The following is a 12,059-nucleotide window of genomic DNA, read 5'->3' as shown; positions in this document are numbered from 1 at the left end:
TCCCAAGAGGCTCCTACTTCAATTTGCGAAGCAAACAAGTGGTGAGTAGTTCACTCAGTCGATTATGTAGGGAGTGTAAAGAAACCTGGTTAGTTATATCTCAGTTAGTTAATCTTTCCTTTACAGTAAGTTCAGCAAACGAGTAATCTGTGAATCATCTTGAAGGTCCTTTAGTGGTCGGAAACGGACGGTTCGTAATTCCTGTTTATTAAGCGGAAGTTCGGGATCAATCCCGAGTCGAGGTGCAGAAGAACTACCTGAGGTGCGTTGAACGAGAAAACATGTCTCGATTCCCTGATCGATTGAAATCTCGTAGAGTTGTCGTTCGATTGTGATGTGAAGATGCGTCTCCTCTAATACTTCGCGCACGACGGCTTGTTCTTTTGTTTCACCACGCTCGACACCTCCGCCCGGTAACGTCCAAAATGTCCGGGAAGGCGTGTGTAATTCAACCATTAAGATCTGTTGCTCTTCAATCAGCGCGGCACATACGCGATGACGCATATCGCATTCCTCCTTCAAAGTGTTCAAAAAAGAGACCGAAACGACAGTTCCGGTCTCTTTTGACATCATTGTGCGTATAACGCTGTTAATTGCTGTTGGATCGTATCATTGTTCAAGTACTCATCGTATGTCGTTTCTTTATCGACGATACCGTTTGGCGTCAACTCGATGATACGGTTCGCAATCGTTTCGACGAACTGATGGTCATGCGAGCTGAAGAGCATCGCACCTTTGTAAGCGATCAAGCCATCGTTGAGTGCTGTGATCGATTCGAGATCCAAGTGGTTCGTTGGATCGTCGAGGACGAGAACGTTAGCACCGCTGAGCATTGCTTTTGAAAGCATACAACGGACTTTTTCGCCCCCAGATAAGACAGAGGCTTTTTTCATAACTTCTTCTCCTGAGAAGAGCATCCGACCGAGGAATCCACGGAGGAACGTATCACTCTCATCTGCCGGTGAGTACTGACGGAGCCAATCGAGGATCGTCTTGTCCGAGCCTTCGAAGAATTCCGAGTTATCTTTTGGCAAGTACGACTGTGAAGTCGTGACGCCCCATTTGAACGTACCGCTATCCGGTTCCATCTCACCCATAAGGATCTTGAAGAGAGTCGTGATCGCGATATCGCTCTGACTGATGAACGCGACTTTATCCGTCTTGTTCAACGAGAAGCGGACGTTATCAAGGACTTTGACACCATCAATCGTCTTCGAGATACCGTCAACCATCAAGAGGTCATTTCCGATTTCGCGTTCCGGTGTGAAACCGACGAACGGATAACGGCGTGACGATGGACGAATGTCGTCGAGTGTGATTTTATCAAGCAATTTCTTCCGCGACGTCGCTTGTTTCGCTTTTGAAGCGTTTGAGCTGAAACGCGCGATGAAGGCTTGAAGTTCTTTGATTTTCTCTTCTTTTTTCTTGTTTTGGTCACTTGCCATGCGCGAAGCAAGCTGACTTGACTCGTACCAGAAATCATAGTTTCCGATATACAATTGAATCTTACCGTAATCGAGATCCGCCATGTGCGTACAGACGTTGTTCAAGAAGTGACGGTCGTGGGAAATGACGATGACCGTGTTCTCGAATCCGATCAAGAATTCTTCGAGCCATTTGACGGCTTTCAAATCAAGTCCGTTCGTCGGCTCATCGAGTAAGAGAATGTCTGGTTTGCCGAACAACGCTTGTGCAAGCAAGACTTTGACCTTTTCCGATCCTGTCAGCTCAGCCATCGTTTTCGAGTGAAGGTCTTCCTTGATGCCGAGTCCTTGAAGAAGCATTGCGGCTTCCGACTCTGCTTCCCAACCGTTCATCTCAGCGAATTCACCTTCGAGTTCAGCAGCGCGCATGCCGTCTTCGTCCGAGAAATCTTCTTTCATATAGATCGCATCTTTTTCTTTCATGACTTCATAGAGACGTTTGTGTCCCATCATGACCGTTTCGATGACTTGGAATTCTTCGTATTCGTAATGGTTCTGACGGAGAACGCCTAAACGTTCGCCTGGTGTGATGATGACATCGCCTTGTTGTGCTTCGATGTCACCAGCGAGAATTTTCAGGAATGTCGATTTACCGGCACCGTTTGCACCAATCAGACCGTAACAGTTACCTGGTGTGAACTTGATGTTGACGTCTTCGAATAATTTTCGGTCTGCAAAGCGAAGACCGATGTTTTGTACTGTAATCATATAGAGATGAACCCTCGTTTCTAGTAAGTGATGTGCTCATTCGAGTGTACCACAAATCGTGATCTGTCGTAGAGCAGGCAAAGTTCCCTCCATATTAGGACAGAAATTAAAAATAAGCAACCAGACATTTAAAAAAATGAAACATTTTCCAGATAGATACGTAGAAGAAAGTAAGGAATTCGTTAGAGGAGGGGTTAGATGGCCATCTTTTTCACATTATTGTTTTTCGCCCTCATCGTTTTGCTTGGCATGGAACTCTACCGTTATATCCAAGAAAAGATCGATAAAGGAGATTCAGAATGAGAGAAATCAAACCGAAGAAAAAAATTCGCCCATCGATGATCATCGCTGGTGTGCTCGTACTAGCGTTGCTTGCAACAACACCGTTCATCGTTGAACAAATCGAACCTGGACAAGTTGGTGTCGTCTATACACCATCAAGCGGTGTCAAAGATGAGACGTTATCGCAAGGTTGGCATGTCGTTTCACCGATTACACGGGTGACAGAGTATCCGATTCGGACACAGACAAAAGCGCTTGAAAACATGACGCTTGCGACCAAGGATGGAAAGAACATCGTCGTCGACTTTACATACAGCTTCTCCGTCTCACCGGATAAGGTGACGAAAGTCTTCAATAAGTTCGGACCGATTGAAATCGATGAGATCGCAAAAGGATATCTGAAACAACGTCTCTATGATGCATCGCGTGAGCAAATCTCGAAAGTTACCGTCCTTGAACTGTTCGGTGAAAAATCAGGGAATGTCTCGACGAGCATTCAGACGCAGTTTGCAGAAGACGTCAAGGATATCGGTTTCATCATCGAAGATGTCGCACTCGGTGCGCCGAAACCAGATGAAAAGACACAGGAAGCAATCGATGCGCGTGTCAAAGCGTCGCAGGAACTTGATAAAAAGAAAACGGATCTTGAAATCGCTAAAGCAGAAGCAGAGCGTCTTCGCGTAGAAGCGAAAGGAGCAGCAGATGCGCGTTTGATCGAAGCCCAAGGTTTAGCAAAAGCTCAAAAAGAACTACAGAAGACATTGACAGAAGAGATGATTCAATACGAAGCTGTCAAGAAATGGGACGGAAAGTCACCACTCGTCAGTGGGTCGGGTAGTATGGTTCAATTACCGATTCCAAACGATACGACAGAAGAAAAGAATTAAATCTCGATGTGCTTGGAGACAAGCACATTTTTTTATTTCATCATAATAAAATGACTGTACTAATGCTCTTATGGCATTAAATTTTAATATACCAATAAATAATGATATATTTTATATCTTTTAAATCCCAAATTAATGGTTTAATTAACTTATTTAGAAGGAAAAAGATGTAAAGAAAAGTCATTTAGATCAACTAGGTCAATGAATTGTTCCAATTGAAGGAGGAATTTTATTGTATCGAAATCGATCACCAAATCTTTTTATCATCTTAATGATCTTACTGGCAACAAGCTTTCCGATTCCGCACAGTCATGCGACGACTGAGGAATTCGAGATTCCAGACCCTTTGACGTCATCGTTTTGTGAAGAGACGTTGAATGATCCAAAGAAAAAGGACTTGTTGGAAAAAGAGGAAATTGAACAATGCGAAGAACTCGTAGAAGTAGAGAAGACACCATCAACCGAGAGTGAAGACCCACCAACACCCGAGACACCCCCAACCGAGAGTAAAGACCCATCCACACCTGAGACACCTCCAACTGAGAACGAAGACCCATCCACACCTGAGACACCTCCAACTGAGAACGAAGACCCATCCACACCTGAGACACCTCCAACTGAGAACGAAGACCCACCAACATCTGAGACAGTACCAGCCGAGAGCGAAGATCCACCAACACCCGAGATACCTCCAACTGAGAATGAAGATCCATCAACACCAGAGATACCCCCAACTGAAAGTGAAGACCCATCAACACCAGAGACATCTCCAACCGAGAATGACGATCCACTGACACCTGAGACAGCACCTACTGATGAAGAGGAAAACAAAATTCCCGACCAACCTGATTCTGGTAAAGCAGAATCACCGAACGAAATCGAAACTCCTGTCCTAACGTCACCTAAACCAAGACAAGAGAAGCAACAAGCGGTTGTACCGATGCTTGCTGGAGTAGCACTGCTCGGAACATCAAGCTTAGATGCTTCTTATAATGGAACGACTAAAACGATCACATTAGAAAATACTGTTTCTGGATTGTTGGGCTTAAATTTATCAAGTGGATATATTATTTTTCGATTACCACCAGAAGTGATGCAAAGTATTGAAACGAGTTCCGTCAAACTTCAATATCGCTATAATGGATTACTTGGGATTGGATCGCAAACGAGAGATGCGACAGCAATAATCGATCGAACGAATAACCAAATTTATGCTGATGTTAGCTCTTTATTAAAGCTATCTCTTCTAAGTAGCGATCGATTCACCTTATCTTTCAAAGTCGGAAAATTACCAGTCGGAGTCGATAAAGTCTATACATTCCGGAGTGTTTTAGCAGATGGGTTAGTTGATTTGAATGTTTTAAGTAGTGGTACGGCTACAGCAACACTTGGAATCGGACCTACATTCAACTTAAGTGTTCCGGATACGCTAGATTTCGGAAGTCATGAGTTGACAGGACGTGAGAAAATAATCCCTCGCTTGTCCCCAATGACGATTTCTATTTCGCACGAAAATGCAACAGGTTACAGCTGGAAGTTACAAGCAAGTCTCAGTCGTCCTTTGACGAGTACAGACAATGACGTGTTGAGCGATGTTCTTTATTTTAAGACCACTTCGAAAACCCAATTGTTACAAACGACTGCTATTGAAATCGCAACAGGGACGATGTCGGCAAGCTCGAATCAGACACCGTTAACCTACGCAGAAAACGAAGGGATCATTCTCGACTTAACTGGCAAATATCCAAAACCTTCATCGTATAGCGCAGACATTCAATGGAGTTTAATCAATGCACCATGAAAAGGAGAGAACAGAAATGAAGAAACGTTTCGCTGTTTCGACGGTATTGATGAGCACAGCTTTGGTTTTAGGAACAACCACTGCATGGGCGGCGACTTCTACGGGCGAGTCGACGGCAAAAATTACGTTCACGACGAATGAAGCACCGGTCATCGTGGATCCAGATGATCGGGACCCGAACAATCCATATGAACCAGACAAAAACGGCGGAAATACACCTACAGGAAATACAGGAGCATTGACACTCGACTATGCGCCTAACTTTGATTTTGGATCAAACGAATTGCTTTCCAATAAAGCTGAGTTTAAGGCGACTGATCAAAAACCATTTCTCCAAGTAACGGATCGACGGGTTAATCGGACAGAATGGGAAGTAACTGTGAAGTTGGGAGACTTTATAGATGAAGGTGGAAAGCCCTCGTTAATAGGTTCGACGTTATCCATTGATGCCGGTACTGTTCAAACATTAGTGAATGTATCAGGATTCGCGGCACCTACGACAGGAGATATAACATTGACACCAGGAAATGCAGGAGATGCGCAAACGATATTAACATCCCCAGAAGGAACGTTCTCAACTTGGCAAATTTACTGGAAGGGTAATGGAACCGATAACGATTACATCAAACTCAATGTACCAATCAATTCTCAAGTGCAAGGCACACACACCGCAACACTCGACTGGACGCTTACGGATGTCGTGAATTGATTGGAAAGCAGGTGAAGACAAAGATGAAACGATGGGGAGCCAGTTGTCTTGCTATACTACTTTATGTATTGTTATTCTGCGTCATACCTTCGACTAGTTTTGCAGAAGATCGCGTCAATTTTTCGATTGAAGCCGTTCCGAATGCCTACCAAGTGGATTCTGGTGTCTCGTACTTTGACTTACGTATGACGGCAAAACAAAAGACAAACATTCAAGTTCGGATTTTCAATCACGGACCTGATGATCATACGTTTTTGACATCAATCCGGAATGCAACGACGAACGATAATGGTTTGATCGTTTACGATCAAAAGAAACCGGTCCCGTTAGCTCCGACTTCGTTGACGGATCTCATTCAACCGAACGCGACATCGACGTTCATCAAGGGAGGCGAATCAAAAGTCGTTTCTTTACCACTTGAGATCGTGAACGATTTAGACGGTACCTTGTTAGCTGGTGTTCGGGTCGAGAAGAAACCAGAAAAAGAAACAGCTGAAAAAAATACAATCGGTATTCAAAATCGTCACTCTTACATCATCGGTTTGAAAGTCCGATCTTCGATTAAAGACCTGGCGCCCGAGATTACGTACGAAGGGGTAGAGGCAAAGTCGTCTTTTTCTAGACCGACTGTCTTTGTTAAGCTAGCCAATCAGGTACCGACGATCAGTCAGCCTATGAAGTTCGAAGCCGTCGTCACGCAAGGCAAAAAAGTCGTCGTTCGGAAAGCGACGGAAGTTCGATTTGCTCCGTCGATTTATATGAGAACACCGATTGAAACGACAGGAATCTTAGAACCAGGTACGTATCAAATTAATATCCGTGTTGAAGGAAAAGAAAAGACGTGGAAGTGGAAAGACAGCTTTAAAATCACGAAGCGCCAAGTAGACCAGATGAAAGAACAGATGCCTGAGCGAGAGATTGAGGAAAATTCCAACTCCTTCGTCGGTGAATGGTCGAAGGAACTCATGATTGCCTCGACGTTGATTATCTTTTTGCTGATTGGTTACATCTATCGTTTGAAAAAACAACAACGCCAGACATGAAAAAAAGCAGATTCTCAGCGCTGAGAATCTGCTTTTGATTAGCGCGAAGCTTGTTCAAATTCTTGAGCGATGGCAATGATCACTTGTGTTGCTTTGACCATATTATTGACCGAAATGAATTCAAACTTGCCATGGTAGTTCTCGCCACCGGTAAAGATGTTCGGTGTTGGAAGACCCATGTATGAAAGTTGTGATCCATCCGTCCCACCACGAATTGGTTTAATGATCGGTGTGATGTCAAGCGACTCCATCGCTGCATGAGCGATATCGACGATGTGCATATGGGGTTCGATTTTTTCGCGCATGTTGTAGTACTGATCGTGTAAATCGATTTCGACACTGCCGGCGCCATACTTTTTGTTCCACTCATCGACAAGGGCAGATAAGAAGTGTTTCCGTCCTTCGAACGCCTCACGATCAAAATCACGAATGATATAGTCGAGCGTCGTTTTTTCGACAGAACCATCAAACGAAATCAGGTGAAAGAAGCCTTCGAAACCATCCGTGAATTCAGGAGACTCTTCTCCAGGAAGACGATCGTGGAATGCCATCGCATGTTTCTGCGAATTGACCATCTTATCTTTTGCTGTTCCCGGATGGACATTTGTTCCGTGGAAGACGATTTTGGCTGCAGCCGCATTAAAGCTTTCGTATTCGAGTTCACCCAGCGGACCGCCGTCAACCGTATAAGCATACGTGGCATCGAATGCTTCGACATTGAAGTGATGTGGTCCACGACCGATTTCTTCGTCTGGCGTAAAGGCAACACGAATGCGACCATGCTTGATTTCTGGATGTGAAATCAGATGATGCATGGCTGTCATGATTTCTGCGATTCCGGCTTTATTATCGGCACCGAGTAATGTCGTACCATCCGTTGTCATTAAGGTATGACCAACATAGTTGTGTAGTGCCGGAAAATCAGTTGGCGACAGGATGACGGACGGTACTTCACTTAACGTGATCGGATTTCCATCATAGGCTTCCACGAGTTGCGGACGAACATTCGTACCTGTAAAGTCCGTTGCTGTATCCAGGTGAGCAAGAAAACCAATTGTCGGAATGTCTGCATCTGTATTAGCGGGTAACGTCGCCATGACATAACCATTGTCATCGACCGTGACCTCTTCCATGCCAATGGTCTTTAATTCTTCTACGAGCAAACGAGCTAGTGTCCATTGCCCTTCAGTTGTTGGAACAGTCGTACTCTCATAGTTCGACTGTGTATCGACTTTCACGTATGTAGTTAGACGATCAATCAATTCTTGTTTCAAATCAAAAACGTCCCTTCTCGTCATAAGATACCTTCATCATAGCATGAACGCATAATGTGAGAGAATTCTGAATCATGATAGACTAATAATGAAAAAGGGGGAATTTTTCATGAGAGCATTCGTAGTCGATCAGTATGGAAAAGACGCATCACTTACAGAAAAAGACGTCACACCTGAAAAAGCGGGGAAACACGAATTACGGGTTCAAATCGAGGGGTCGAGCATCAATCCACTTGATACGAAGATGTTCTTCGGACATGTGGCGGCGGCTTCGACGACTGGAATTCTCCAGGGGGATGTAACGGGGAAAGTCATTGGGATTGGGGATAGTGTGACGTCTTTTTCTATCGGCGATCGCATCGTCGCATTTGGCGGTGGACTTGGAACACGTGCCGGTGCGCTAGCGGAAGAAATGCTTGTGCCTGAACAGATGGCAGTCTTCCGACCGGAAGGGGTCTCGGCTGAGGTTGCTGGTTGCTTACCGGTGATTGGGTTGACCGCGATGGAAATATTAAAAGAGCGAATCGCGATTACTCCAGGCATTCGTGTATATGTAGCAGGTGGAACGGGTGGAGTAGGACATCTTACCGTGCAACTTGCTCGTCATTATGGATGCGACGTCACAGCGAGCGCCTCTTCTGACGAGAAGGCAGCTTGGCTAGAAGCGAAAGGGATTCGCGTTCATCGGTACAAGAAAGAATCAGCTGAAGCGTTATTAAACCGACTGGATCTGGACGGATTCGACGTCATCATTGATACAGTCGGTGGTGACCATTTACAAGAATCGTTCATACTCGCAAAAGAGCGGGGACGCATCATTTCGATCGCGACACGGACGACACAAGATTTAACGATGATGCATAGTAAAGCCTTGTCCCTTGAAGCTGTGTTCGTCGCGCTTCCGTTACTGAAAGGAAAAGTAGAGGAGATGAAACAACAGCAACGTCACTTATCAGAACTCGTTCATTTAGTGGAAGAGGGTGTCATCGAGATTCGGATTGAAGAGCAGATTCCTTATGAACGCGATGCGTTAAACGATCTCTATCAACGATTTGATCAAACATCACATTTTGGTAAGGTGAGTGTATATCCAACCCCTAAAAAATGATTCTCCATTCATTTTACATTTCCTGTTAAAAGTATAAAAAATCCGCTACTGAAAAATTCGGTAGCGGATTTTTTATATAACAGATCATTTACGGCGAACAAGAATGCTTTTTGGAGCGAGTTGTGGCATGGAAGGAGGAGTCGGGAAATCTTTCTGCTCCGGTTGCTCCCATACGACTTCGAATTTTTGACGCAACTTGTTGAATGCCTGCTCGACAGCTTTTTTCAATTGTGAGGCATCAAGAGCAGGACTATCTGTCGTAATCGCAAGCAGTCCTCCGCGATTCGTCAGATGAATGACTTTTTGGATCCAAAGAGCGAGATCCTGTTCCGTCCGAAACTGACGCGTCCGTGTATTGACTTGTACGGGCGGATGGAACAAGACGACGTCAAAACGAGTCTTCTTATCCGCTTGTTCGATGTAGTCGAACGCATCCTGAACTATAATCTTCTGTTTTTCGGGAGTAAAACTGTTCAACATCAGATTATCTTTTGTCTTATTTCGACTACGTGTCGAGAAATCAACGCTTGTCGTTCGGGCAGCTTCACCATAAAGGGCAGCTACCGTTAACGTTCCTGTATCGGAAAAGAGGTTAAGTACGGTCTTTCGTTCGACGGAATCGAGAAGGATTCGGCGAAGTTCACGTTGGGCAATGTCAAAACCAGTCCGCATGCCAGCATCCAAATCATATTCATACAACACACCATATTCTTGTGCGACTTCAGGAAAATCGCCTCGTTCCCCCTTCAAAAAGTCGTCGCCTTTGACCGGTTGAAGATCGACGAGGAAATCTCGTTTTTCATAAATGCTTCTATAATTCAGTAGTGATTCAAGAGCCTCAAGAATCAGTGGGCGGAATGTATAGATGCCTTCATTTTCGAATGTAATGAGGTAATGATGATCATAACAGTCGATCGTCAAACCACCAATACCATCCCCAGCACCGTTAAAGATACGGAAGGCTTCTGAATACTCTTCAAAAAATTCATTTCGTTTGTCTAACGCTTTTTCAAAAAGTTGTTTGAAGAAGGCGACATCAATCGCTTCTTGCTCGTCCATTGAGAGAGTCCAACCGACACCTTTTTCCTGCTTGCCAAAATAACCGGTCGCGAGGTATTCTTTATGTTCTGTCATCAGATGAAGCAGTCCGCCTGCCTCTTTGACATGGTGCAAAGCTTCGAACATTTCCTTGCGTAACGCGGGATACCCGCTTTGAATCGATTCAATCCATTCTGGTTTGACGACGATCGGATAAAGTTCACGAGACATGTTAGTTTCCTCATTTCTACTTGTGGATAAGTGCCATAATTATACCATAAATGGGGTTATCCACATGTGGATAACTGGTATATAAAAAAGACGATGTCTTTAAAATCAATTATTCTACGATTTAATCAGAACGCTGGCCTTTTAACGGATGCTCGCTTATAATAAAGGTAAGAGGATGTTGCCAGGAGGTAAACCTATGAAATTAAACGAGAGAGGACGAGCAAAATACCGTCCCTTGACTGAATATGAAGAGAACGATGTAAAAAATGTACTATTCGAAAAAATCCAGGAAGAAACAAACCGTATTTTTGAAACAGACGATACCGCTTTTTTTTCTGATATCAAACGCTCAACAAAAGCACATAGTGTAATTAGTCTGTTTTCTGGAGCGGGAGGATTAGATTTAGGATTAGAACTAGCTGGTCTTGTTAGTCTGTACGGAGAAGATGTCATTGAACGAGTCTTTCAATCAAAAGAAGCTTTTGAGAAGTTAATATCAAAAGGAAACGTAACAGAGACGATTTTTTCGAATGACATGTTTCGAGAATCTGCCGTCACATATAAGATGAACTTTTCGACAGAGGTCTTTCAAGACGGTCGAGATATACGGAAAATCAAACACTTTCCTGAATGTGATGTCATACTTGGTGGATTTCCTTGTCCTGGATTCAGTTCAGCGGGTCCACGCTTGATTGATGACGAGCGAAACTTTTTATATATCCATTTCATTCGAGCGATCATGCAAGCACGACCTAAAGTATTCGTCGCTGAAAACGTAAAAGGATTATTAACCTTAGGAAAAGGGGAAGTAGCGCGTCAAATCATTGAAGACTTTGCTGCAGCGGGATATGAAGTGAATTACCAACTGGTCAATGCTCGAGACTATGGGGTGCCACAACTTCGGGAACGTGTCTTTATCATCGGTGTACGAAAAGATGTTTCATTCAGATATACATTTCCAGATCCTACTCATGGTCCTTTAGGAAAATATCCTTACGTGACTTTAGAAGAGACGATTGCAGATTTACCGAAGGAACCAACTGATGTGTATAGTGGTGGTTTTTCTCCGATGTATTTATCTCGTAATCGTAAAAAGAAATGGACGGAGCAAGCCTTTACGATTCAAGCATCTGGTAGACAAGCACAATTGTGGCCAGGTGGAGAGGCAATGCAAAAAATAGGAAAAGATGAATGGAGCTTAGTGGGTTCCAATCGTCGTATGAGTGTTCGGGAATCGGCCCGTATCCAGACGTTTCCGGATTGGTTCGAATTTTACGATGGTGGCAATACGAAAACGCAGCTAAACAACCGGTTAGATAAACAGTATAAGCAAATTGGAAATGCTGTACCTGTACTCTTAGCGTTGCGTATTCTGCAACCCATCATAGACTGGTTGAAATCAGAGGAGTTAGTTGCAGAGCAATCAGAACAACAATTGAAGCTTTTTTAAACGTGAAACGGATCTGCTCTTTGATGAGTAGATCCGTTTTTTTA

10 protein-coding genes are annotated in these 12,059 nt (G+C 44.0%); 6 read left to right on the top strand and 4 right to left on the bottom strand.

The genetic code is table 11. The features are described from left to right. Positions 1-120 precede the first annotated feature (120 nt). On the bottom strand, positions 121-504 hold the full coding sequence (locus KNQ06_RS13970; RefSeq protein ID WP_214725162.1) for an NUDIX domain-containing protein: 384 nt from the start codon (positions 502-504) through the stop codon (positions 121-123). A 65-nt stretch (positions 505-569) separates the two neighbouring features. After that, positions 570-2,192: an ABC-F family ATP-binding cassette domain-containing protein gene (locus KNQ06_RS13965; RefSeq protein ID WP_214772315.1), complete on the bottom strand. Its 1,623-nt coding sequence runs from the start codon at positions 2,190-2,192 to the stop codon at positions 570-572. Between the two features lie 299 nt (positions 2,193-2,491). On the opposite strand from KNQ06_RS13965, the gene KNQ06_RS13960 reads away from it, so the two are divergent. From KNQ06_RS13960 to KNQ06_RS13945, 4 genes are all read left to right on the top strand, one after another. Next, positions 2,492-3,361 carry a prohibitin family protein gene (locus tag KNQ06_RS13960; protein ID WP_149428044.1) on the top strand — a complete coding sequence of 290 codons (870 nt, stop codon included), beginning with the start codon at positions 2,492-2,494 and terminating at the stop codon, positions 3,359-3,361. 232 nt (positions 3,362-3,593) lie between these two features. Then, positions 3,594-5,162: a hypothetical protein gene (locus KNQ06_RS13955; protein WP_214806147.1), complete on the top strand. Its 1,569-nt coding sequence runs from the start codon at positions 3,594-3,596 to the stop codon at positions 5,160-5,162. Between the two features lie 16 nt (positions 5,163-5,178). Next, a complete protein-coding gene (locus KNQ06_RS13950; protein ID WP_167507595.1) occupies positions 5,179-5,871 on the top strand; it encodes a WxL domain-containing protein in 693 nt (230 codons plus the stop codon). Between the two features lie 23 nt (positions 5,872-5,894). Then, a complete protein-coding gene (locus KNQ06_RS13945) occupies positions 5,895-6,914 on the top strand; it encodes a WxLIP family cell surface protein (protein WP_215148591.1) in 1,020 nt (339 codons plus the stop codon). A gap of 38 nt (positions 6,915-6,952) precedes the next feature. On the opposite strand, the gene pepT is transcribed toward KNQ06_RS13945, so the two are convergent. Continuing rightward, positions 6,953-8,188: a peptidase T gene (pepT, locus tag KNQ06_RS13940; protein ID WP_215148589.1), complete on the bottom strand. Its 1,236-nt coding sequence runs from the start codon at positions 8,186-8,188 to the stop codon at positions 6,953-6,955. Between the two features lie 109 nt (positions 8,189-8,297). Between pepT and KNQ06_RS13935 the strand changes: the two genes are divergently transcribed. Next, positions 8,298-9,296 carry a zinc-binding dehydrogenase gene (locus KNQ06_RS13935; RefSeq protein ID WP_149428039.1) on the top strand — a complete coding sequence of 333 codons (999 nt, stop codon included), beginning with the start codon at positions 8,298-8,300 and terminating at the stop codon, positions 9,294-9,296. Between the two features lie 84 nt (positions 9,297-9,380). Here the strand turns inward: KNQ06_RS13935 and KNQ06_RS13930 are convergent, their stop codons facing one another. After that, entirely contained in the window at positions 9,381-10,565 is a 1,185-nt protein-coding gene (locus tag KNQ06_RS13930; protein ID WP_214772305.1) for a class I SAM-dependent rRNA methyltransferase, read from the bottom strand. A gap of 196 nt (positions 10,566-10,761) precedes the next feature. Between KNQ06_RS13930 and KNQ06_RS13925 the strand changes: the two genes are divergently transcribed. After that, positions 10,762-12,015 (top strand): DNA cytosine methyltransferase, encoded by a 1,254-nt coding sequence (locus KNQ06_RS13925; protein ID WP_214772303.1) that lies wholly within the window; start codon positions 10,762-10,764, stop codon positions 12,013-12,015. Positions 12,016-12,059: the final 44 nt, after the last annotated feature.

Origin of the sequence: Exiguobacterium sp. s91, from assembly GCF_018618915.1 — a bacterium.
In the GTDB taxonomy this organism is placed as follows: domain Bacteria; phylum Bacillota; class Bacilli; order Exiguobacteriales; family Exiguobacteriaceae; genus Exiguobacterium_A; species Exiguobacterium_A abrahamii.
This window is presented reverse-complemented; position numbering and strand designations above follow the sequence as displayed.

Coding starts and splice junctions, on each gene's coding strand:
- KNQ06_RS13970 (WP_214725162.1), bottom strand. CDS start 504: ATGCGTCATCGCGTATGTGCCGCGCTGATTGAAGAGCAACAGATCTTA.
- KNQ06_RS13965 (WP_214772315.1), bottom strand. CDS start 2,192: ATGATTACAGTACAAAACATCGGTCTTCGCTTTGCAGACCGAAAATTA.
- KNQ06_RS13960 (WP_149428044.1), top strand. CDS start 2,492: ATGAGAGAAATCAAACCGAAGAAAAAAATTCGCCCATCGATGATCATC.
- KNQ06_RS13950 (WP_167507595.1), top strand. CDS start 5,179: ATGAAGAAACGTTTCGCTGTTTCGACGGTATTGATGAGCACAGCTTTG.
- KNQ06_RS13945 (WP_215148591.1), top strand. CDS start 5,895: ATGAAACGATGGGGAGCCAGTTGTCTTGCTATACTACTTTATGTATTG.
- KNQ06_RS13935 (WP_149428039.1), top strand. CDS start 8,298: ATGAGAGCATTCGTAGTCGATCAGTATGGAAAAGACGCATCACTTACA.
- KNQ06_RS13930 (WP_214772305.1), bottom strand. CDS start 10,565: ATGTCTCGTGAACTTTATCCGATCGTCGTCAAACCAGAATGGATTGAA.
- KNQ06_RS13925 (WP_214772303.1), top strand. CDS start 10,762: ATGAAATTAAACGAGAGAGGACGAGCAAAATACCGTCCCTTGACTGAA.